This is a genomic window from Streptomyces sp. NPDC020898 (assembly GCF_044333925.1).
Lineage (GTDB): Bacteria > Actinomycetota > Actinomycetes > Streptomycetales > Streptomycetaceae > Streptomyces.
On sequence record NZ_JBIRRV010000003.1, the window covers coordinates 315,318 to 338,065 of the forward strand.

The window sequence follows — 22,748 nt, forward strand, 5'->3', positions numbered from 1 at the left end:
GGAGCACGCTAGCTCAATTCATTATTTATGAATAATGCTTGACAGGGGTGGCGGGACTGCTCAGGCTCATGTGCCATGACCGAATCCATCCGTCCGTCCCGGCGTACCGTCGTGACGGCACTCAGCGCCGCCGCCGTCGTCGTCGCTCTGCCCGCCTGGCCCGAGACCGCGCACGCGGCGACCGCCACGGCAGGCCCGGTGCTCGACACCCATCCGGCCACCGAGCCCTCCGGCACCCATGTGCGTGACGTCGGCGGCACCAACGTCGTCTTCCAGTACGGCGCGGTCCTCCCCGCCTTCGACGGCTGGCGCACCCATGAGCCCACCCGCGACTACCTGTCCCTCGACAGGAAGTGGCGCTTCCGCTTCGACCCGGCCGGTCAGGGCCTCGGCGAGGGCTGGCAGTCCGCGCACCACGACGACCGGACGTGGGGCCGCATCGACGTCCCGTCCGCCTGGGACCTGCTGGACACCCCCGGATTCGGCTCGGAGGACGGCCCCTTCGCCCAGGGCACCGCGTTCAACGACGGCTATGCCTGGTACCGCACCACCGTCGACGTACCCGCGTCCTGGCGTGCCCGGCACGTACGCATCGCGTTCCTCGCCGCCGGGTACAGCGCCGAGGTCTGGCTCGACGGCAGGCATCTCGGCAAGCACGAGGGCGCCAACTCCCCCTTCGCACTTCCGGTTGCGGGGGCGCTGAGGCCGGGAACGCGTCAGACGATCGCCGTCCGCGTCTTCCGCAAGGCCAGCTACACCGACTACACGGCCTCGCCGCCCCAGCCGGTCACGGACGACCACGAACTGCCGTACAAACCCGTCGACTACTGGCCCTACGCGGGCCTGACCCGGTCGGCCTGGATCGAGGCGGTCCCGCAAGTCACCGTGGCCAAACTGCTCGCCGTCGGCGCGGATGGGCGCCTTGAGGCACGCGCGGTCGTCGAGAACCACGGCGCCACCGACTTCGACGGCCGCCTCACCCTGGATCCCGGCCGGGGGAGCGGTGGCCGGCCCGTCGTGGTCGCCGCCCGGATCGCGGCCCGGTCGGTAGGCGTCGTACGCGTCTCGGTCCCGATACCCAAGGCCCCGCGCTGGAGTCCCGCCTCGCCGCACACGCTTACCGCCCGCGCCACCCTGGCCGCCGGGAGGCACGCGGGCCCACGGGTGGACACGCTGTCCACCCGCTACGGCGTGCGCGAACTGACCATCGCCGACGCCCAGTTGAAGCTGAACAACAAGCCGCTGTTCCTCAAGGGGCTCAACTGGCACGAGGAGACCGCCGCGCACGGCAGGGCGATGACGCCGGCCGAGTACGACCGGGAACTGGGTCATGTGAAGGCGGTGGGCGCCAACCTCATCCGCAACTGCGTCTACAACCGCCACCCGTACGTCTACGACTGGGCGGACGAGCACGGCGTACTGGTGATGGACGACATCGACACGATGTGGCTCAACACCGCCCAGGAGAAGCTCCAGACCGAGCGCTACGGCCTCGCCCGCGCCCTTGCCCTGACCATGGCGTGGAACCAGCACAACCACCCCTCGGTGATCCTCTGGTGCCTCCAGAACGAGTCGGAGATCGACGCCGCCGGCGCCCCGGTCTACCGCGCCTGGCTCGCCGACCTCAAGGCGGCCGTGAAGGCGGTCGACCTCACCGCCCGCCCCGTCACCTGGGCCTCCAACACCAGCAACGACCCCGCCTTCGACCTCGCCGACGTCATCGGATTCAACGAGTACTTCGGCTACTTCTACGGCAAGGACGCCGACCTCGGCCCCACGCTGGACACGGTCCACGCGAGGTACCCCGACAAGCCGATCCTGATCACCGAGAACGGCACCTGGTCCGAGGCAGGCACCCACGGCCCCGACACCACGCAGGGCACGGAGGAATGGCAGGCGGCGAGCTTCACCGCCCACTGGGACCAGGTGACCGCGCGCAGCGACTTCGTCGCCGGGTTCACCTACTGGGTCCTCAAGGACTACAAGCAGCGGGCCGGGTACAACCAGGCCTACAACGGCATTTCCGTCATGGGTCTGCTCACCTTCGAGGAGGAACGGCCCAAGCTCGTCTACGACGTGTTCCGGAAGGCGGTCATGCCCGCGGGCAGGTGATGCCAGGCAGGTGATACCGAAGGGGAGGGGCGATCTGCCCCTCCCCCTTGTGTTGGCGGCGAGTACCTCGCCCTGGGTCAGGGCGTCGGTCATCGGCTCGGAGAGCCTGGTTTCCTCCTCAGCACGAGGGCGACCTCGGCAGCGGAACGGGTGCCGGCGATCTGCGGCACGGAGGCCAACTCGCGGCCCAGTTCGCGTACTTCGCGGACGGTGCGGGGATGTCGGTGCCGCCGTGCGGGAGCATCGCCGAGTGGTACTTCTCGGCGCCGCCCCGGGACTGGCGGCAGTCGCCCGACCACCTGGAAGCCCCTGGCGGCTCAGCCCTTGACGCTGCCCTCGGTCAGACCGCTGCGCCAGAAGCGCTGCAGGGCGACCATGGCGATCATCAGCGGGACGACGGAGACGAAGGCGCCCCCAACGGTCAGCTGATAGAGCTGCGGTTGGCGGTCGGCGAAGGACTGCCACGACGTCAGGCCGAGGGTGATGGGGTACAGCTTGGAGTCGGAGAGCATGACCAGCGGCAGGAAGTAGTTGTTCCAGATGCCGACGAACTGGAAGAGGAAGATCGTCACCAGGGCGGGGGTCATGATGCGCAGAGCAACCACCCTGAAGATGCGGATCTCTCCCGCGCCGTCGATGCGGGCCGCCTCCAACAGCTCGTCCGGTATGGATGCCGCGGCGTAGATCCGGCACAGGTACACACCGAAGGGGCTGACGAAGCTCGGCAGCAGTACGGCCCAGTAGGTGTTGGCCAGGCCTGCCTCGCTGAACAGCAGGTACATGGGCAGCGCCAGCGCCGTGGCAGGGATCAGGACGCCACCCAGCACGATGTTGAAGATCGTGTCGCGGCCGGTGAAGGAGAACTTGGCCAGCGCGTAGCCGGACATCGCGGCCAGAAGCGTCGCCACGCCCGCGCCGACGCCTGCGTACAGCACGCTGTTGGCGGCCCAGCGCAGATAGATCGCATCGTCGTAGGTGACCACCTGGTGCAGGTTGCTCAGGAACTGGGGATGGGAGAACCACAACCCGAAGCTGCCGAACAGGTCGCCGGTGGACTTGGTGGACGCCACGACCAGCCAGTACACCGGGAGCAGGAAGTACCCGGCGGCCGCCACCAGCAGGCCGGTGACCAGGATGCGACTGCGAGTGGTGATCCCGGTGATGCCGCCGCGCGGCCTCGTACCGCCGTCGTCGGAGGCCGGCTTCTCCCCCCTCGGCGGGACTGTGCGGGCCGGTGTCTGGAGACTCACGCGTCCCCACCTCTCTTGTTGATCAGCCGCAGAAAACCGAAGGAGAGCACGAACGCGGCGAGGGCGAGCAGCACTGCCTCGGCAGCGGCGAGGTGGTAGTTGTTGTTGGTGAACGCCTCGTTGTAGGCGCTGAGATTGGGGGTGTAGGCGCTGTCGATACTCGATGAGACGGGCTTGAGCACCAGCGGTTCTGCGAACAGCTGCAGCGTGCCGATGATGGTGAAGACCGTGGTGAGGATCAGCGCCGGGCGCAGCAGCGGCAGTTTGACGTGCCGGACCGTCATCCACGCACTGGCGCCGTCGATGCGGGCGGCCTCGTACAGCTCCGCGGGGATGGTGCGCAACTGGGCGACGAGAACCAGCACGTTGTAGCCGGCGAACTGCCACGTGACGATGTTCGCGATGGACCACAGGACCGTGTTTCCGCCCAGCAGGTCGACCGACACCCCCAGATGGCGCATGCCGTCCACAAGAGGGCTGACTCCCGGTACGTACAGGAAGCCCCACAGGATGGACGCGATGACGCCCGGCACGCCGTAGGGCAGGAAGAAGGCGGCGCGGAAGAACCGCACGCCTCTGGCCGAGGCGCTGTCCAGCAGCAGCGCGAGCCCGGCGGACAACGCGACCATCACCGGCACCTGGACGGCCGCGAACACCAGCACGCGACCGATGCTGCGCACAAAGGCCTGATCGGACAGCGCGTCGGAGTAGTTGCGCAGCGCTACGAAGACGGTACGGCTGCCGCCGAGCCCCAGGGCTCCGGTGTGCTCGACGTCCATGACGCTCTGGTAGACGGCGTAGCCGATGGGGAGGGCGAAGGTCAGCAGGAACAGCAGGAGGAACGGCGCGACGAAGACGACGGGCGCCAGATTTCTGCGGCGGCGGGGCGCTCGGGTGGGCATCAGGGTTCTTTCTGGAGTCCGGAGGGGAGAACGGCAGCGGCCGTGTCGCGCCCTCCGGAGGTGGTCACTGGCCGGTGGAAACCTTCAGACCCTTCCCCTTCAGGTCCTCGACGGTCTGCTTCTGCGCCTGCTTGACCGCGGAGACGAACGTGCCCTTGCCGGCCAGGGCGGCCTGGAAGCCGTCGTTGAGGTGCTGGTAGGTGGCGTCGATCGTCGGTATCCACTTCCATGAGTTGTCGATGCTCTTGTCCGCCTCTGCGAAGACCTCGTTGTACTTCTGGCCTCCGTAGAACGGTGACGGCTTGTCCAGGGAGGAGCCCTTGTACCCGTCGGCCGCCGCGGGCCAGCCGTATCCGCCCTGCAGCAGCAGGTCGACGCTCGCGGGGTCGGTGTTGAGCCATTCGGCGAACTTCAGGGCCTCGGGGATGTGCTTGGCGCCCTTGAGGACAGCCGTGGAGGATCCTCCCCAGTTCGCGGACACGTTCGCGCCCTTTGTCCACTGCGGCATGGGCGCGACCGCCCATTTGCCGGTGGTCCGAGGAGCGTTTCCGCTGATGATGGCGTCGCCCCACTGGGCGCTGACCCACGAGGTGATGCCGCCGGTCTGCAGGTCCTTGTACCAGCCGTTGGCGAAGTCGGGTTCGGTCTTGATCACTTTCTTGCTGCGCAGGTCGTCCCAGAAGGCGGCGACCTTGAGGGTCTGCGGGGAGTCGATGTTCACCGTCCAGGTGTCGCCGTTCACGCCGAACCACTTGGCGCCGGCCTGCCATGCGAGCGCGGTGAACCAGGCGGAGTTGCCGGCGGGGAAAGTGCTGATGTACGCCTTCGGGTCGGCATCGTGGATCTTCTGCGCGGCCTGGGCGAACTCGTCCCAGGTGGCGGGCGGTGTGATGCCCCACTTCTTGAACAGGTCGGCGCGGTAGAACAGGCCCATCGGACCGGACGCCTGGGGGATCGCGTAGACAGCCTTGTCGAAGACTCCCTGCTGCCACTGCCAGTCCACGAACTTCGGCCGGGCCTTGTCCGCGCCGTACTGGGACAGGTTCACCAGGCCGTTGTCCAGCAGGAACGAGGGGATCTCCTGGTATTCCACCTGTGCCAGGTCGGGCGCGTTGCCGCTCTTGAGTGCGGCGCGCATCTTGGCGTAGCCGCCGCTGCTGCCCGCCGGGATCTTCTCCAGTTTGACCTGGATGTCCGGGTGGGTGGCGTTCCACTTGTCGACAGCCTTGTCGACACCGGGAACCCATGACCAGAAGCGCAGGTCGACCTTCTGGCCGGGCTTGACAGGTGCCTGGACCGCGGGGTCCTTCGAACCTGTCGAACCCCCGCAGGCGGAGATGAGCAGGGAGGCGGCGGCAAGGGTCACTGCGAGTGCGCCCCGGCTTCTGCGGAGGTGTGTGGTGCGGCGGCTCATGGGAGGAGGTCCTTCCTGGCTTCGTACTGGGGGTGCCTGGTGCATGCCGGTCAGTCTTGGAGCGGTGTCGCCACCCCGTCAAGATATATTCATAATTAATTGAAACAGCTATGGTGGGTGCGTAGACAGCCACGAGGGGAGACACACGCGATGACGGAATGCCGCAGGATGAGCGGGCGCGTGGCGGTGATCACCGGCGCCGCCCACGGGATCGGCGCGGCCACCGCTCACCGACTCGCGGCCGAGGGGGCCCTGGTGGTCGTCACGGACGTGGACGACACCGCGGGCAAGGAGGTCGCGGCCGCCATCACCGGCCAGGGGGGCCGCGCGGAGTACGTACGCTGCGATGTCACCTCGGCTGCCGACTGGGAGCACCTGGCCCGCCACGTCGAGCAGCACCACGGACGGCTGGACGTGCTGCACAGCAACGCCTTCGCCCAGGTCAACAAGCCCGCCCACGAGTTGAGCGAGGCCGAGTGGGACGGTCAGATGGCTGTGCTGCTCAAGCCGGCCTGGCGCGGGATGAAGACCTTCGCGGCCATGCTGCGCGAGGCGTCGGGCTCCGTCGTCCTCACCTCCTCGGTGCACGCGGTCATGGGCCTGCCCGGCCACGCCGCCTACGCCGCCGCGAAGGGCGCGCTGTGCTCACTGGGCCGGCAACTGGCCGTCGAGTACGGGCCGGACATCCGGGTCAACACCGTGCTGCCCGGGCCCATCCTCACCGCCGCCTGGGACGGCATCCCGGAGGCCGACCGGGCACGCAGTGTGGCCGCCACGGCCGCGAGGCGCTTCGGGCAGCCGGAGGAGGTGGCCGCGGCTGTCGCCTTCCTGGCATCGGCGGACGCCTCCTATGTGACCGGGGCGAGCCTGGTCGTTGATGGAGGATGGAGTGTCATGAAGGAGTCCTCGTGAGAGGCACGCACCCCGCGACGGGCCGTGCGCGGTCTCGGCGAACAGGACCGGAACGGAAACGGAGAACACGGTGATCCATCCCGGTAGGGGGCTGCACGGCCAGGCAGTTGAGGAACTGGGCCGACGCATCATCCGCGGCGACTACCCCCCGGGCTCCGTGGTGGACCCGACCAACTTCGAAACAGAACTGGGCGTCAGCAAGACCGTGGTCCGCGAGGCCATGCGCGTCCTCGCGTCCAAGGGGCTGCTGGAGTCACGGCAGAAACGCGGTACGACCATCCGGCCCCGCGCCGACTGGAACCTGCTCGACAGCGACCTGTTGCGCTGGCAGGGCAGCAGCGCGCCGACCGACGGCTTCCTGGAGGACCTCGCCGAGGTCCGCGCCATCGTCGAACCCGCCGGCGCCCGGCTCGCCGCGGCCCGCCGTACCCCGGCCGACCTGGACGCCATGCGGCAGGCACTGGCCGCGATGGCGGAGGCGGGTACCGACGCGGCGGCGATGGTCGAGGCGGACCTGGCCTTCCACCGCGCGCTGCTGGACGCCGCCCACAACGAACTGCTCAGCCGTATGGAGGTCGTCATCGAGGCCGGCCTGCGCGTCCGCGACCGGATCGTGCACGGCGCCCAGCACTTCTCCGACTCCATCCCCGTGCACCAGGAACTGGTCGACGCTGTCGAAGCGGGCGACCCGGACGCGGCCGTGGCGGCCGTCGAGTCCCTCCTGGCACAGGCCACCGACGATCTGGCGGCCGTAAGGGCGCGGACCGAGCAGGACGTCGCGACCGACACGCTGCCGAAGGAACTTCCTTGAAGATAACCGGACTTGAGACGTTCCTCGTGGCTCCGCGCTGGCTGTTCCTGCGCGTCGCCACCGACGAGGGCGTCACCGGCTGGGGCGAACCCGTCGTCGAGGGCCGCGCCGACACCGTACGCGCCGCCGTCCACGAACTCGCGGACTACCTCGTCGGCCGGGACCCGCTGCGCATCGAGGACCACTGGCAGGTGCTCACCAAGGGTGGTTTCTACCGTGGCGGGCCCATCCTCTCCAGCGCCGTCGCCGGCATCGACCAGGCCCTCTGGGACATCGCCGGCAAGACCTACGGCGTCCCGGTGCACCGCCTCCTCGGCGGCCCGGTTCGCGACCGCGTCCGGATGTACGCCTGGATCGGCGGGGACCGCCCCAGCGAGGTCGCGGAGCTGGCCGAGGAGCAGATGAAGGCGGGTTTCACCGCCGTGAAGATGAACGGCTCGGCCGAACTCGCCCCGATCGACACCCCGGCCCGCACCGCCGAGGTCGTCGCACGCGTCGCCGCCGTCCGCGAGGTGCTGGGCGACGAACGGGACATCGCCGTCGACTTCCACGGCCGCGCCTCCACCGCCATGTCACGCCGCCTCCTGCCCCAACTGGAGCCGCTGCACCCGCTGTTCGTCGAGGAACCTGTCGCGCCGGAACACTCCGCCAACCTGCGCAGCCTGGTGGAGTCCACGAGCGTTCCCCTCGCCACCGGCGAACGCCTCTACTCCCGCTGGGACTTCCGCGACGTCCTCGCCAGCGGCATCGCCGTCGCCCAGCCCGACCTGTCGCACGCCGGCGGCATCTCCGAGGTCCGCCGTATCGCGGCCATGGCCGAGACGTACGACGTCACCATGGCCCCCCACTGCCCCCTCGGCCCGATCGCCCTGGCCGCGAGCCTCCAGATCGCCTTCTCCGTACCGAACTTCCTCATCCAGGAACAGAGCATGGGCATCCACTACAACCAGGGGTCCGACCTGCTGGAGTACGTGATGGATCCCGAGCCCTTCCGGTTCCAGAACGGCTACGCCGTCGCAAGCCCCCGCCCTGGCCTTGGCGTCGAGATCGACGAGAAGGCGGTACGCCACGCCGCCGAGACCGGACACCGCTGGCGCAACCCCGTATGGCGGGGAGCCGACGGGGCGTTCACCGAGTGGTGACCGACCGTCAGGCCGCCCCGCACCCCACGCACAAGGAGAGCCCGCTCCCATGAACCTGGCGGAATCGAACCTGGTGGAATCGCTCCGAGCCCACCGCCTGTTGGCGATCGTCCGAGGCAAGGACCCCGCCGCGGCACTGCGCACCGTACGCACCCTCGCCGAGGAGGGCATCGCCGCCATCGAGGTGTCGCTCACCACCGCCGACGCCCTGACCGTCATACGTCAGGCCCGCAGCGAACTGGGCCCCGACGCCCTCCTCGGCGCCGGTACCGTGCGCTCGGCCGCGGACGCCGCCCGTGCTGTCGACGCCGGTGCGTCGTACCTCGTCACCCCGGCCCTGGTCGACGGACTGGAACAGTACGGCGTACCCGTGCTGATGGGCGCCCTGACGCCGAGCGAGATCGAAGCCGCCCTCGCCCGGGGCGCCGCCGGAATCAAACTCTTCCCCGGCTCCTTCGGCGGCCCCGGCTATCTGAAGGCCCTGCGCGACCCGTTCCCCGAGGTGCCCTTCGTGCCCGTCGGCGGAGTCGACGCGCAGGCCGCCCGCGACTACCTGGACCGGGGCGCCATCGCCGTCGGCGTCGGCTCACCCCTCGTCGGGGACGCGGCCGACGGCGGCGACCTGGACCAACTCCGCACCCGCGCGGCCGAGTTCCGCAAGGTAGTGGCGGGGGAGACGCCGTGACGGCCCTGGATCCACCCGAGGTCGTGACCTTCGGCGAGACCATGGCGGCGCTGCGGGCCCAGGGCGCGCTGCGGCTCGGCGGCAACCTCGGGCTGTCGGTGGCGGGAGCCGAGTCCAACGTCGCCATCGGTCTCGCCCGGCTCGGGCACCGGGTGCGCTGGGCGGGCCGGGTCGGTGCGGACGAACTCGGCGCGCTGGTACTGCGCACACTGCGCGCCGAGGGCGTCGACACCACGTACGCGGTCACCGACGACTCCGGCCGCCCGACAGGGCTGCTGCTGACCGAACCCCGCCTGGGCACGCTCACCCGCGTCAGCTACTACCGCGCCGGTTCCGCCGGTTCGGCCGTCTCACCGGCCGACGTCCTGCCCGCGCTGGCCTCCGGATCCCGCATCCTGCACCTGACCGGCATCACACCGGCGCTGAGTCCGTCGGCGGCCGAGGCCACCCTCGCCGCCGCCAGGGCAGCCCGCGAGGCCGGCATCACCGTGTGCCTCGACGTCAACTACCGCACCCGGCTGTGGTCCACCGACCGCGCCCGCACAGCTCTCCGGCCACTGCTGGCCCACACCGACCTGCTCATAGCCTCCGAGGACGAGCTGCCGCTGGTGCTGGAACGATCCGGCGCGGACGAATCCGAGGCCGTGAAGAGCATCCTGGCCGCAGGTGTCGCCGAGGTGGTCGTCAAGCGCGGCGCACGCGGCGCGACCAGCTTCACCGCCGACGGGGCGACCGACCGCGCGGCGCGACAGGTGGACGCCGTCGATCTGGTCGGCGCGGGCGACGCCTTCGTGGCCGGCTACCTGTCCGGCGTCCTCGACGGCGCGGACATCCCGGCCCGGCTGCACCGGGCCGTCACCACCGCGGCCTTCGCCGTCGCGACCCGGGGCGACTGGGAGGGCCTGCCGACGCGGGGCGAACTCGGCCTGCTCGACGAGCCCGACGGTACGACCATTCGCTGACCAGGAGACCGAACATGACATCAACGGCAGTGCCTGCGGCGGTCCTTGTCGACGGAGGCTACGAACTCGCCGAGGGCGGCCGCTGGTTCGACGACAGGTATGTGTACGTCGACATACTCAGCGGCCGGCTCTTCGAACTTCGCGACGGCACCGGACCCACGACCCCGCGCCAACTGGCCGCACTCGACGTGCCGTTGGGTGCCGTCGCACCGGTCGCAGACACTCCGGGCGCCTGGATCGCCGCCGCGGGCACCGGCATCGCACTGCTCACCGCGGACGGCGCCCTGGAATGGCTGGACCGGCCCGAGGACCGTACGCCGGTCCCCAGCCGGATGAACGACGGTGTCGCCGACCCCGCCGGCCGTTTCTGGGCGGGCAGCATGGCTTACGACGGCACTCCCGGCGCCGGCTCGCTCTACCGGACGGACGCCGACGGCACGGTCGTACGCGTCCTCGACGGCCTGACCATCGTCAACGGTCCGGCGTTCACCGCCGACGGCACGACCATGTACGTCGCCGACACGGCCGTCGGCACCATCTTCCGCTTCCAAGTCGACCCCGCCTCCGGCGACCTCGTCGGCGCCCCGGAGATCTTCGCCCGACTGCGCGACGGCGAAGGCAGCCCCGACGGGATGACCGTCGACCAGGAGGGCTGCCTGTGGGTCGCGATGTGGGGCGCCGGCGCGGTCCGCCGCTACCACCCCGACGGTCATCTGCTCCACACCCTGACCGTGCCCGCGCCGCATCCCACGTCGGTGTGTCTGCACCCTGGCGACAACCGTCTTTACGTCACCACGGCCCGCTACGGGGTGACGAACCCGACCGCGGCTTCGGGCGCGGTGCTGAGCGTTCCCGTACCGGTCGTAGGAACAGCGGCTTGCTCCTGGCGTGTTGGGCACTGACGTACTCTCCCCACCGGCAGGTGGATCAGCGGGGCTCGCGGACGACGGCGACGCCTCCCGGTGGGACGGTGACGGTTCCGGTGACCGGTGTGCCGGTGAGGAGTTCGACGCCTTCGGCAGGTGCTTCGGCGCCCTTTCCGGTGTGGTCGATGAGGAACAGGAAGTCGGCCTCCGTGCCCCGGCGCCGGACGACCTCGATCCCGGCGGGTGCGTCCCGCTCCGGTGTGACGCCGGCCTCCTGGCGGATACGGTCGAGCAGGGCTGCGAGTGTGTCCTGGTCGGGGTGGGTGCCCAGATACCAGGCGGTGCCGTCGCCGTGCCGGTGGCGGGTGACGGCGGGGTGGCCGGCCAGGGGGCCGTCGGCGTGGGAGACGACGGCCTGTGCGCCGGTCAGCCGTATGCGCTCCGACCACAGGTCGGCCGTGGCGCCCGAGGCCACGTCGCCGGTCAGGCCGGTCGTCTCGCCCGGAAGCAGCGGGAAGAGCTCGTCGGTGACCACGCCGAGGACGTCGCGGAACGCGCCGGGGTAACCGCCCAGATACACGTGGGTGTTCTCGTCGACCATGCCGCTGTGGAAGCCGACGGCCAGCGTGCCCCCGCGTTCGGCGAACCGGGCGAGGTTCGCCGCGGCTGCCTCCGTGATCAGGTACAGCGAGGGTGCCAGGACGAGTTCGTAGCGGTCGAGTTCGGGGTCGTCGGGGCGTACGAAGTCGACGGCGACGCCGGCCCGCCACAGGGGGGTGTACCAGTCCCGGACCAGGTCCTGGTAGCGCAGCTCGCCGCTGGGCTGGGAGGGCAGTTCCAGTGCCCAGCGGGCGTCCCAGTCCCACACGATCGCCACCTGTGCCGTGCTGCTGGAGTCCCGCACTTCGGCCAACGCCCTCAGGTCCGCGCCGAGTTGTACGACGTCCCGCCAGATCTGGCTGTCGGTGCCGGCGTGCGGCAGCATCGCCGAGTGCCACTGCTCGGCGCCCGCCTTCGCCGCCCGCCACTGGAAGAACGCGATGCCGTCGGCGCCGTGAGCCACGTGCGCGAGCGCGTTGCGGCGCATCTCCCCGGGCTGCTTGGCGCGGTTGACGGGCTGCCAGTTGACGGCACCGGTCGAGTGCTCCATGAGGAACCACGGGCCGCCCGCGAGCGAGCGCATCAGGTCGCCGTGGAGGGCGATGTCGACCTCGGCCTCCGGGTCGTCGGACAGCAGGTAGTGGTCGTTGGAGAGGATGTCCAACTCCGGTGCCCAGCGCCAGTAGTCGAGGGCGTCGATGGTGCGCAGGACCAGGAAGTTGGTGGTCGCGGGGATCTCCGGAGCGGCCCGGCGCAGCACCTCGCGTTCGGCGGTGCACAGGGAGAGCAGTTCGTCGGAGCAGAAGCGGCGCCAGTCCAGCTGGTGGGTGGGGTTCGGGGGAGCCGCGGTGGCGCGGGGCGGCAGGATCTGGTCCCAGTCGTAGTACCACTGGCTCCAGAACGTGGTGCCCCAGGCGTGGTTGAGGGCGTCCAGGTCGTCCTCATAACGGGCGCGCAGCCAGGTGCGGAACGCGGCGGCGCTGGTGTCGCAGTAGCAGGCGTCGTTGTGGCAGCCGTATTCGTTGTGGATGTGCCACATGGCGATGGCCGGGTGGGTGGCGTAGCGCTCGGCGAGGGCTCCGGCGATCCGGAGTGCTGCTCGGCGGTAGGCGGGGCTGGACGGGCAGAAGGTCTGGCGGCTGCCGTACGACAGTGTGCGGCCGTCCCGGTCGACGGGCAGTGCCTCCGGGTGCGCCTTGAAGAACCATGCCGGCGGGCAGGCGGTCGGGGTCGCCAGGTCGGCGGCGATGCCGTTCTCGTGGAGCAGGTCGAGGATCTTGTCCATGCGGGCGAAGTCGTAGACGCCCTCGGCCGGTTCGAGCAGCGCCCAGGAGAAGATGCCGACGCTGACCATGGTCACCCCGGCCTCGCCCATCAGGCGCATGTCCTCGGCCCAGACCTCCTCCGGCCACTGCTCGGGGTTGTAGTCACCTCCGTAGGCGATGCCGGGAATGCGAAGACGGCGTGCGGTACTCACTGGTGATGCTCCGGAAGGGGTGTTGTAGGGGAGGGGCAAGTGGGGGTGTGTCAGCCCTTGTTGGCGCCCAGCGTGAGGCCGCTGACGAACTGGCGCTGGAGCACGAAGTAGACGATCAGGGTGGGGATCGCGGTGAGCAGGGCACCGGCGGCGACCAGGTTGGGGTCGGTGAAGTACGCCCCGGTCAGGTTGTTCAGTGCCGAGGTGATCGGCATGTTCTCGCCGGTGGAGATGAGGACCAGGGCCCAGAAGAAGTCGTTGTAGATCCAGATGGACAGCAGCGTGCCCAAGGCGGCCATCGCCGGCCGGCACAGCGGCAGCACGATCTGCCAGTACATGCGCCACACCGAGGCGCCGTCGACCAGGGCGGCCTCGGTCAGTTCGTGCGGGAGCGAGCGCATGTAGTTGGCGAGCACGAACGCGCAGAAGCCGGACTGGAACGCGACGTGGATGAGGACCAGACCGAGCGCGGAGTCGTACAGCTTGCCGGACATGGTGATGCCGGGCAGGTCGATGAGCAGGTACAGGCGGTACAGCGGGGTGATGATGACCTGCTGCGGCAGCAGGTTGCCCGCGGTGAAGACCAGCAGCAGGGCGAGGTTGAGGCGGAAGTCGAAGCGGCTGACGTAGAAGGCGACCATCGACGACAGGAACAGGGTCACCAGCACCGCCGGCACGGCGATGATCATCGTGTTGACGAAGTAGTGCCCCATGTCCGACTGCGTGAACGCGTCCGTGAAGTTGTCGAAGCTCAGCTTGTCGGGCCAGGAGACATACCCCTTCTCGCTGGTCTCCGCGTACGGTCGCATCGCCGAGTACATCGCCCACAGCAGCGGTGCGAGCCAGGCCAGCGCCGCGCCCCCGAGGAAGAGGTGCAGCAGAACCCGGGCCGGGCGCAGGGGCGTACGGACCTTGGTCATGACGGTGGTGCTCATGCGCGCCGCTCCTTCCGGAAGGTGGACACCAGGTACGGGATGATCACGACGAGGGAGATCAGCAGCAGTACGACGGCGATGGCGGAGCCGTATCCGATGCGGCTGGACTCGCCGATGATGTTGTTGGTGACCAGGATCGAGAGCAACTCGGTGCCCTCGGCGCCCTTGTTGAAGACGAAGACCAGGTCGAAGGCGCGCAGGGCCTCGATGATGGTGACGACCAGGACGATGGTGTTGGTGGGGCGCAGGGTCGGGAAGATGACGTTCTTGAACGTCTGCCACTCGTTGGCGCCGTCGAGCGAGGACGCCTCGCGCAGGGACGGGTCCACGCCCTTGAGGCCGGCCAGATACAGGATCATCATGTAGCCGGTGTGGCGCCAGGACGCGGCGACGAGGATGGCCCAGAGGTTGAGGTCCGGGTCGCCGATCCAGTCGATGTACTTGCCCGGCTCGTTGGCCCCGATGATGCTGTTGATCAGGCCGGTGTCGGGGTTGTAGACGAGCTGCCAGACGAAGCCGATGACCGCCATGGACAGCACGACGGGCAGGAAGAACGCCGTCTGGTAGACGCGGCTGAACCGGATCTTCTTGTCCAGTTGCACGGCCAGGAACAGGCCGAGTGGCGTGGGGATCGCGATCAGGACGAGGAACCAGATCACGTTGTGCTGAACGGCCGGCCAGAACTGCGGGTTCTGCTCGAAGAGTTCCTTGAAGTTCTGGAGCCCGACCCACTGGATCGAGTCGAAGCCGATGCCGTCCCAGGTGGTGAAGGCGAGGGCGATGGAGGCGAGGGCGGTGACCCAGACGAGGGCCACGTGCAGGATTGTCGGCACGCCGGCCATCAGGCCGAGCGCGATCCGGTCGCGGCGGGTCAACAGGCGCTGGTGGCCCTGCGGAACCCGCCTCTTCGGTGTCGGGGCGCCCGGAGGCGGCACCGCGGCCGCCTCCGGGATCTTCGTGGTCGTTTCGGAGCTCATGGTGTCGGTGTTCATCCGCTTCAGAAGGGGGACGGGCTCAGCCGGACGCGAAGATCGTCTTCTTCTGGCGCTCGATCGAGGACAGCAGGCTGTCGATGCCCTTGGGGTCGCGGATGAACTTCTGCAGCGCGGGCTGCATCACCGTGGCGGTGAAGTCCGGCCGGCTGTCACGGTCCATGAACTGGGTGAGGTGCTTCGCCTGGCTGATCATCTCGTAGCCCTTCTTCTGCAGGGCGCTGTAGCCGGAGGTGTCGGCCTTCGTGGAGGCGGCGATGAGGCTCGGGTCGGCCCTCAGGTAGATCTCCTCGGCCTGGGCCGTACCCAGGAATTCGAGCAGCTTGGCGGACCCGGCACGGTTCTTGGGCTTCTTGCTGAGCATGATGCCGTCGGTCGGCGCCTCCACGGTGTCCTGCCCGTGCGCCGGGTCGATCTCGGGGAAGGCGAAGAAGTCGAGGTCGTCCAGGTCCGCCTTGTCGCTGAACTGCTGGGCCACGAACATGCCGAGCATGTACATACCCGCCTTCTTCGAGGCGAGCGTCTGGGCCGCGTCCTGCCAGGTGCGGCCCGTCGAGCCCTCCTGGTGGTAGGGGAGGGTCTCGGCCCAGGTGTCGAAGACCTTGCGGACCTTCGCGTCGGTCCACGATGCCCTGCCCGCCATCAGCTCGACGTGGAAGTCGTAGCCGTTGAGGCGGAAGTTGATCTGGTCGAAGGAGCCCATCGCCGGCCAGGCGTCCTTGTCGCCGTACGCGATCGGGACGAGGCCGTCCTTCTTCATCTGCTTGCACAGGGCGACGTACGCGTCCCACGTGGTGGGGACCTCGTAGCCGTACTGCTGGAAGACGCTCTTGCGGTAGAAGACCGCCCACGGGGACGTGGTGAGGGGCACCAGGTAGTACTTGCCGTCCTGACCCTTGCTCAGGTCATGCATGGCGCTGGGGAAGTTGGCCCCGATCGTCTTCCACACGTCGTCGATCGGGGAGGCGAGCCCCTTGGCCGCGAAGAACTGCATCCGGTAGCCGGCGAACCACTGGAACACGTCGTCAGGCGTGCCCTGGAGGTAGGTGTTTATCTGCTCCTGGAACGTGTTGTGGTCCTTGGTGTTGATGTCGACCGCGATCCCGGACTGCTTCGTGAAGGCCGCGTAGATGTCGCCGTACCCCTGCTTCGGGACGGCGTCGGACGCGTTGGAGCCCACCGTGACGGTCTTGGGGTCCGACGAGGCGGAACTGCCGGCGCAGGCACTCAGCAGAGGGATGCCGGCACCCAGTACGGCGGCTCCGCCGAGTCCGCGGAGTACGGTGCGGCGGCTGTTTCCAGGCATGGACAGGCCGGGGGAGGAACGGTGCATTTCGGCTCCTACTGGGCTGGCGGTGCCCGGGTATGGCACGTCAGCCGGACGGGGGTATGACGGAGAGTGGGTCGTCGAGGGACCGCTTGAGGGTCGGTCGAGAACCGGAATCCAACACAATCGAACAAACGCGATCGTCGGACGCCAGGAAGCGTGAACGCTCCGTGGACTCGCTGTCAAGACTTTCCGTCCGGAAATCGATGATGGCCAGGGTCTGGCCGCGAGCCCCACGCTCCGGTAACCGGACCGGACGGGCGGGGCCGGCATGGCCGGCCATCGAACCGTCCAGGTCCCCTTAATGGCCGCTTGAGCTGCAGGAATGCATGCCGGGCATGCCTTCCTCGGAAGCCTCCGGCATCTCGCTCCGCGAGGTCGCTGCCCTCGACGGCGGTCGCACCGGAGGCAAGTGGTGCTGCGAGAACTCTTGACGTGCGCTCGCCGGATGCGTAGACATTGACCGCGCGGTCAGACCGCGCGGTCATGTAAGTGACCTCGTTCGATGGAGAACACACGGCCATGGGGAGACCTTCATGACAACAGGGCTGGAGCGCGGTGCCGGCTCCTCCGCGCCGCGAAGTGAGGACGTGGCCAGGCTGGCCGGCGTCTCACGCAAGACGGTCTCCCGGGTCCTCAACAACGAGCCGTACGTCTCCGAGGAGTCCCGACGACGCGTCCTGGCGGCCGCCGAGGAACTCGGCTACCGGCTGAACCACGCTGCCAGGGCGCTCGCCTCCGGCCGTACCCGCTCCATCGGTGTGGTCGCTCTGGGGACGGCCGGGTACGGAACCGCCTCGCTGCTCGTGGGCATCGAACAAGCCGTACGGGACGCCGGTTACGCGCTTCGCGTGCTCAACACACCGGACGGCGACCCGCGAAGCATCGCCGCCGCGCTGGAATCCCTCCTGGAGCAGGGCGTGGACGGCATCGTCGTCTCCGAACCCATTGTCGAAGGTGAGGTCCCGCTCGGGGTCGACGTGCCGGTCCTGTTCCTCGGAGCACCACCCGCCTTCAGCGCCGCCCGGACCCTGACCGCCGGCGTGGGAGCCCATCAGCTGGCACGCGCGGCCACCGATCACCTCCTGGACCTGGGACATCCGACGGTCCATCACCTCGCCGGGCCACGGCGGTGGTACGCCACCACCGACCGCATCGCGGGATGGCGGGCGGCGCTCGCGGCCCGGGGCGCGCATGAACCACCCGTACTGAACGGCGACTGGTCGGCGGCCTCCGGGTACGCCGCAGGTCGCGCGCTGGCCGCGGACGGCTCGGTGACCGCGGTGTTCGCCGGGGGCGACGAGATGGCCATCGGCGTGATCCACGCCCTGCAGGAAGCCGGCTGCCGGGTCCCGCAGGACATCAGCGTCGTCGGTTTCGACGGAAACCCCGTCTTCGCCTACGTCTCCCCGCCGCTGACCACCGTCCGTCAGCCCTTCGAGGCCGCGTCACGGGAAGGAATCCGGCTCCTCCTGCACGCCATCGAGAAGCCCGACACCGCCTTGCCGCCGGCGAACGACCCACCCGTCGAACTGATCGTCCGCGGCTCGACGGCGCCTCCGCCCTCCCCCTGACCAACCCACCCCGCACCACTGCTCCGGCGCACCCACACGCCGGGGCGCCCCACCCCTTCTGTTCCGCCTCTTCTGTTCCGCGCCTGTCGCGCTGCGCCCCCGCGCTCGCGAGCCGCGCCCGGCGGCGTCGTCCGGTGATTCCTCCCGGACGACGCGCCCAACGAACTCCGCCGCGTCACTCCGGGCCGTTCCGAGCCGGCGGACACCGAAACACACCTTCCCCTTTCCCCTGGGAGCCGCAATGTCCCCGACGCAGACAGGCGCCAGATCCGGCGCCGCTCCGCGTTCCCGTCCCCTCTCCCTCGTGTCCCTGGCCTTCGTCCTGCTCGTCGCGGCGATGACCATGGTCCTTCCCACCGGCCGGGCGGACGCCCTGTCCCGCCCCTCGCAGACCATGTACACGCCGCCGTCGGACGCGCCCTCACCCGGGTCGTTCTATCCGCGGGCGATGCGTCTGCAGTACAACGGCGCGGCCAACGGCACGATGCTCGCCACCTTCGAGCAGTACACCACCGGCACACCGGTGCTCCCGATCTACCGCAGCACCGACAACGGCAACTCCTGGACGAAGATCTCCGAGGTCGCCGACACCCAGAACGGCTGGGGCATGCGCTGGCAGCCCGAGCTGTTCGAACTGCCCACGGCGATGGGCGGCTTCCCGGCAGGAACCATCCTCGCCGCCGGAGCTTCCGTCCCCGCCGACCGCTCGGCCATCAAGATCGATGTCTATGCCAGCACCGACCGCGGACAGAACTGGAGCTTCGTCAGCAACATCGCCACCGGCGGCCCGGCCTTCGACCAGAACGGCAATGGCAACACTCCCGTGTGGGAGCCGTTCTTCCTCGTCTCCGGCGGCAAGCTGATCGTCTACTACTCCGACCAGCGCGACCCCGACCACGGGCAGAAGATCGTCCACCAGGTCTCCACGGACATCCGCACCTGGGGCCCGGTCGTGGACGACGTGGCGATGCCCACCTTCAGCCAGCGCCCGGGTATGGCCACCGTCGCGAAGCTGCCCAACGGCAACTACATCATGACGTACGAGTACGGCGGCTCCCCTGCCGGCAACTTCGCCGTCTACTACAAGATCTCCGCCGACCCGGAGGCGTTCGGCTCCGTCACGGGCGTTTCACTGAGATCGACGGACGGCCTGGTCCCCACCAGCACTCCCTACGTCACCTGGCTGCCCACCGGCGGACCGAACGGCACCCTCGTCGTCGGCGCCTACAGCACGGCCGACCTGTTCCTCAACACCCAGAACGGCGCCGCGAACGCCTGGACACGCATCAGCTCCAACGTCGTCGGCGGATACAGCCGGGGCATGCTCCCACTGACCGACGGCCACAGCCTGCTGGTGCTCAGCGGGGGAAGCGGCGGCAGCAACGTCCGTAACCCTGTCACGTACAGCACCATCGACCTGGGCGGCGGCATCTCCGACGGCGCCACCTACACCCTGTCCAACGCGGGCAGCGACCTGAACCTCACCATCGTCGGCGGCTCCACCACCAACGGCGCCGCAGCGACCCAGCAGACCACGACCAACGCCACCGACCAGCGGTGGCGCTTCGTCCAGCAGGCGTCCGGCTACTTCAAGATCTTCAACGTGGCCAGTGGCAAGGTCCTCGGGGTGGAGAACCAGTCCACCGCCAACGGCGCCAGGATCCTGCAGTGGGACGACAACGGCACCCTCGACCACGAATGGGCCGTCGCCCCCCACCCTGCCGGTGGCTACACCGTCACCAACCGCGTCACCGGCAAGCTGCTGGAGATCCCCAGCGCCTCCACCGCCCCCGGCACCACCGCCGTCCAGTGGAGCGGCACCAGCTGCGGCTGCCAGCGCTGGGACTTCACCCAGACCGCTCTGCCTCCCCTGGGCACCGGCCAGTACATCCTCGTCAACAAGAACAGCGGCAAGTACCTCGACATCCCCCAGGGCTCCACCGCCACCAACACCGCGGTCAACCAGTGGCGCAACTCCGCCTGTGTGTGCCAGCTGTTCACCTTCCAGTCCGCGGGCAGTGGCGCCTGGAACATCAAGAACGTCAACAGCAGTCTCAACCTCGACATCCGCAACTCCGCCGGCACGGCAGGGGCGGCCGTCGTCCAGAACACCGCCTCCAGCGCCGACTCCCAGAAGTGGACCCTCACCGACGCCGGTGACGGCTACTACCGGCTCCGGAACGTGAACAGCACCCTTGTCGCCGGTGTCGCCGAGTCCTCCACCGCCGACGGTGCCGGCGTCGTCCAGTGGAACAGCGTCGCGGTCGACGACCAGCTCTGGAAGATCGTCCGCATCAACTGACCAGGACAACTGACCAGGAAAGGCAGAGCAAACCACCATCCCGCCTGCCGGGTTCGCGGGCCAAGCCGACGAGCCCGGCAGGCAGTGTCCTGCACAGTTGAGGAAGTGAGTTCTGACATGGCAGGTTTCCCCACTCGCCGGCAGCTGCTGAGCGGGACGACTGGAGGAGTGCTGGTCTCGTTGGCAGGGATTCCGCAGACCAATGCCGCCTTCGCGGCCACGACGTACACGGCACCGGATCCGCGTGTGTGGATCCACCTCAACAACGGGTGGCGATTCATCAGAGCGGACGCCACAGGGGCGGAGGCAATCGGATTCAACGACTCCGAATGGACGTCGGTGAACACGCCCCACACCTGGAACGCCGTCGACGGTGCCGACGGCGGCAACAACTACTACCGCGGAGTGGGCTGGTACCGCCGCCACTACGCCGTGCCGTCCGAACTGGCCGGGAAGCGGCTGTACCTGCAGTTCGCCGGGGTCAACCAGGTCGCCGACGTCTGGGTCAACGGCACGTACCTCGGGCAGCACGAGGGCGGGTACTCCCGCTTCAGGTTCGACGCCACCGCCGCGCTGGTCCCGGGAGGGGACAACGTGATCGCGGTGAAGGTGACCAACGCCCGCGACACCGACATCGCCCCGGTGGGCGCGGACTACACTTTCCAGGGCGGCATCTACCGCAACGTGAGCCTGTGGGCCGTCGACGACCTTCATGTGCGGATGACGGACTACGCGGGCCCCGGAATCTACCTGCGGCAGAGCAACGTGACCGCGGCGTCGGCCACGGTGACCGTGACGACGAAGCTGTGGAACGACAGCAGCACCACCAGATCAGTGGTCGTCCGCAGCGTCGTCGCCGACAAGAGCGGGGCCGTCGTCGCGGAGACCAGCAGCACCGCGCAGACCGTCCCCGCAGCCACCGGCGCGGAGATCCGGCAGACCGTCCGCATCGACAACCCACGCCTGTGGAACGGCCTGGCGGATCCCTACCTCCACAACGCGAGCGTCGAGATCCATGACGTCACCGCGGGCGCGGACAGGATCGCGGACGTGGTGACCGAGCGCCTGGGCCTTCGCTCCATCGCCGTCGACGCCGACACCGGCTTCCACCTCAACGGCAGCCATCTCGGCCTGCACGGCGTCAACCTGCACCAGGAGCGGACCGGTAAGGGCTGGGCGATATCCGACGCCGATCACACACAGGACTTCGACCTCATCCAGGAGATCGGCGCCAACGCCATCAGGATGGCGCATTACCAGCACGACCAGAAGGACTACAACCTCGCCGACGAACGCGGGCTGCTCCTGTGGGCGGAGATCCCGCTCGTCGACATCGTCACCGACTCGGCCGCCTTCACCACCGGCACCCAGACCCAGCTGCGGGAGCTGATCCGGCAGAACTACAACCACCCGTCGATCGTCTTCTGGGGCATCGGCAACGAGCAGCTCGACTACGACGGCACCGCCACGAACAAGCTGCTCGCGTCACTGGCCGGCATCGTCGAATCCGAGGACCCGGACCGTCTCTCCACCTACGCGGTGCGCGGCGAAGACCCCGACAACGCGCAGGCGGGGCTGCACACGCAGACAACAGGCTTCAACAAGTACTACGGCTGGTACTACGGTTCGAAGGACGGCGAACTCGGTGCCTGGGCCGACAACCTGCACGCGAACTCCCCGTCCCGCAGGATCTGCATGTCCGAGTACGGTGTCGGCGCCAACCCCGCCCAGCACGCCCTGAACCCGCCCAAGCCCGCACCCGGTGGTTCCTGGCATCCGGAGGAGTACCAGGCGCTGTTCCACGAGGCGGCCTGGAAGCAGCTCGCCGCCCGTCCGTACATCTGGGGCTCGTTCGTCTGGGCCATGTTCGACTTCGCCTCCGACGGCCGCAACGAAGGAGGCCGTCCGGGAATCAACGACAAGGGCCTGGTCACCCGTGACCGGCAGATCCGCAAGGACGCCTTCCACTGGTACAAGGCCAACTGGGCGAGTACTCCGACCCTTTACCTCACCAGCCGTCGCTGGACGCAGCGAACCGATGCCACCACCGAGCTGAAGGTCTACTCCAACGCGGACGAGGTCACCGCGACCCTCAACGGCACCTCCCTGTCCACTGTGAGCAGCGGCGACCGCATTTTCAGGTGGGCCGGCGTCACTCTGAAGCCGGGCCGGAACACGGTGGTGGTGACCGCGACCATCAACGGCTCCACGTACACCGACAGCGTCGACTGGACCCTCGCCTGAGAACCTCGTCCCGCGCCGTCCGTCATGCCCTCTGGGGAACGTCAGACGCCCCGAGGCTTGCGGCTGTTGCCCGGATGGTGGGGTGGCGGTAGAGCTGGCGGAGGGCGAGGGTGGTGAGGTCGTCGGCGGGGGCTGTGTCCGCGTTCGGCGGGCGGTGGGTGCGGGGAGGCGTGCCGCGTCGAGTCTGCCGTTGGGAGGGAGCGGGAGGGTTTCGAGTGCGGTGACGGTGGCCCGTTGACGG

General features: G+C 68.9%; 17 protein-coding genes and 1 pseudogene. 10 read left to right on the top strand and 8 right to left on the bottom strand.

Features of this window, described 5'->3' with window-relative positions:
- Positions 1 to 75 precede the first annotated feature (75 nt).
- On the top strand, positions 76 to 2,112 hold the full coding sequence (locus tag ACH4TV_RS12540) for a glycoside hydrolase family 2 protein (protein ID WP_398397105.1): 2,037 nt from the start codon (positions 76 to 78) through the stop codon (positions 2,110 to 2,112).
- Positions 2,113 to 2,234: 122 nt separating this feature from the next.
- On the opposite strand, the pseudogene ACH4TV_RS12545 reads toward ACH4TV_RS12540, so the two are convergent.
- The 4 genes and pseudogenes from ACH4TV_RS12545 to ACH4TV_RS12560 all read right to left on the bottom strand — a co-directional run.
- Positions 2,235 to 2,395, bottom strand: a pseudogene (locus ACH4TV_RS12545) (beta-galactosidase); the annotation flags it as partial.
- Positions 2,396 to 2,429: 34 nt separating this feature from the next.
- A complete protein-coding gene (locus ACH4TV_RS12550) occupies positions 2,430 to 3,362 on the bottom strand; it encodes a carbohydrate ABC transporter permease (RefSeq protein ID WP_398397107.1) in 933 nt (310 codons plus the stop codon).
- Positions 3,359 to 4,264: a carbohydrate ABC transporter permease gene (locus ACH4TV_RS12555; RefSeq protein ID WP_398397109.1), complete on the bottom strand. Its 906-nt coding sequence runs from the start codon at positions 4,262 to 4,264 to the stop codon at positions 3,359 to 3,361. The genes ACH4TV_RS12550 and ACH4TV_RS12555 overlap by 4 nt, the downstream gene beginning before the upstream one ends.
- 64 nt (positions 4,265 to 4,328) lie before the next feature.
- Positions 4,329 to 5,678, bottom strand: a complete 1,350-nt coding sequence (locus tag ACH4TV_RS12560) for an ABC transporter substrate-binding protein (protein ID WP_398397111.1) — start codon at positions 5,676 to 5,678, stop codon at positions 4,329 to 4,331.
- Positions 5,679 to 5,846: 168 nt separating this feature from the next.
- Here ACH4TV_RS12560 and ACH4TV_RS12565 point away from each other — a divergent pair, with 168 nt between their 5' ends.
- The 6 genes from ACH4TV_RS12565 to ACH4TV_RS12590 all read left to right on the top strand — a co-directional run bounded on the left by ACH4TV_RS12565 (position 5,847) and on the right by ACH4TV_RS12590 (position 11,092).
- Positions 5,847 to 6,590: an SDR family NAD(P)-dependent oxidoreductase gene (locus ACH4TV_RS12565; RefSeq protein ID WP_398397113.1), complete on the top strand. Its 744-nt coding sequence runs from the start codon at positions 5,847 to 5,849 to the stop codon at positions 6,588 to 6,590.
- A gap of 70 nt (positions 6,591 to 6,660) precedes the next feature.
- On the top strand, positions 6,661 to 7,401 hold the full coding sequence (locus tag ACH4TV_RS12570) for a FadR/GntR family transcriptional regulator (protein ID WP_398397115.1): 741 nt from the start codon (positions 6,661 to 6,663) through the stop codon (positions 7,399 to 7,401).
- A complete protein-coding gene (gene dgoD, locus ACH4TV_RS12575) occupies positions 7,398 to 8,543 on the top strand; it encodes a galactonate dehydratase (RefSeq protein ID WP_398397117.1) in 1,146 nt (381 codons plus the stop codon). Before ACH4TV_RS12570 ends, dgoD begins: the two co-directional genes overlap by 4 nt.
- A 49-nt stretch (positions 8,544 to 8,592) precedes the next feature.
- Positions 8,593 to 9,228 carry a bifunctional 4-hydroxy-2-oxoglutarate aldolase/2-dehydro-3-deoxy-phosphogluconate aldolase gene (locus ACH4TV_RS12580; protein WP_398397119.1) on the top strand — a complete coding sequence of 212 codons (636 nt, stop codon included), beginning with the start codon at positions 8,593 to 8,595 and terminating at the stop codon, positions 9,226 to 9,228.
- On the top strand, positions 9,225 to 10,190 hold the full coding sequence (locus ACH4TV_RS12585) for a sugar kinase (RefSeq protein ID WP_398397121.1): 966 nt from the start codon (positions 9,225 to 9,227) through the stop codon (positions 10,188 to 10,190). Before ACH4TV_RS12580 ends, ACH4TV_RS12585 begins: the two co-directional genes overlap by 4 nt.
- Positions 10,191 to 10,204: 14 nt before the next feature.
- The gene (locus ACH4TV_RS12590; protein WP_398397123.1) at positions 10,205 to 11,092 is read left to right on the top strand and encodes an SMP-30/gluconolactonase/LRE family protein; all 888 of its coding nucleotides are present in this window, start codon (positions 10,205 to 10,207) and stop codon (positions 11,090 to 11,092) included.
- A 25-nt stretch (positions 11,093 to 11,117) separates the two neighbouring features.
- Here ACH4TV_RS12590 and ACH4TV_RS12595 read toward each other — a convergent pair whose 3' ends face one another.
- The 4 genes from ACH4TV_RS12595 to ACH4TV_RS12610 are packed head-to-tail and all read right to left on the bottom strand — an operon-like array spanning position 11,118 to position 16,393.
- Positions 11,118 to 13,133, bottom strand: a complete 2,016-nt coding sequence (locus ACH4TV_RS12595) for a beta-galactosidase (protein WP_398397125.1) — start codon at positions 13,131 to 13,133, stop codon at positions 11,118 to 11,120.
- A 50-nt stretch (positions 13,134 to 13,183) separates the two neighbouring features.
- On the bottom strand, positions 13,184 to 14,068 hold the full coding sequence (locus tag ACH4TV_RS12600) for a carbohydrate ABC transporter permease (RefSeq protein WP_398397127.1): 885 nt from the start codon (positions 14,066 to 14,068) through the stop codon (positions 13,184 to 13,186).
- Complete coding sequence (locus ACH4TV_RS12605) at positions 14,065 to 15,045, bottom strand: carbohydrate ABC transporter permease (RefSeq protein ID WP_398397129.1); 981 nt, start codon at positions 15,043 to 15,045, stop codon at positions 14,065 to 14,067. The genes ACH4TV_RS12600 and ACH4TV_RS12605 overlap by 4 nt, the downstream gene beginning before the upstream one ends.
- Positions 15,046 to 15,082: 37 nt before the next feature.
- Positions 15,083 to 16,393: an ABC transporter substrate-binding protein gene (locus tag ACH4TV_RS12610; RefSeq protein WP_398397131.1), complete on the bottom strand. Its 1,311-nt coding sequence runs from the start codon at positions 16,391 to 16,393 to the stop codon at positions 15,083 to 15,085.
- 530 nt (positions 16,394 to 16,923) lie between these two features.
- Between ACH4TV_RS12610 and ACH4TV_RS12615 the strand changes: the two genes are divergently transcribed.
- The 3 genes from ACH4TV_RS12615 to ACH4TV_RS12625 all read left to right on the top strand — a co-directional run bounded on the left by ACH4TV_RS12615 (position 16,924) and on the right by ACH4TV_RS12625 (position 22,507).
- On the top strand, positions 16,924 to 17,961 hold the full coding sequence (locus tag ACH4TV_RS12615) for a LacI family DNA-binding transcriptional regulator (RefSeq protein WP_398397133.1): 1,038 nt from the start codon (positions 16,924 to 16,926) through the stop codon (positions 17,959 to 17,961).
- Positions 17,962 to 18,202: 241 nt separating this feature from the next.
- Entirely contained in the window at positions 18,203 to 20,263 is a 2,061-nt protein-coding gene (locus ACH4TV_RS12620) for an RICIN domain-containing protein (protein ID WP_398397135.1), read from the top strand.
- A gap of 117 nt (positions 20,264 to 20,380) precedes the next feature.
- Complete coding sequence (locus ACH4TV_RS12625; protein ID WP_398397137.1) at positions 20,381 to 22,507, top strand: glycoside hydrolase family 2 protein; 2,127 nt, start codon at positions 20,381 to 20,383, stop codon at positions 22,505 to 22,507.
- The last annotated feature ends 241 nt before the right edge of the window (positions 22,508 to 22,748 follow it).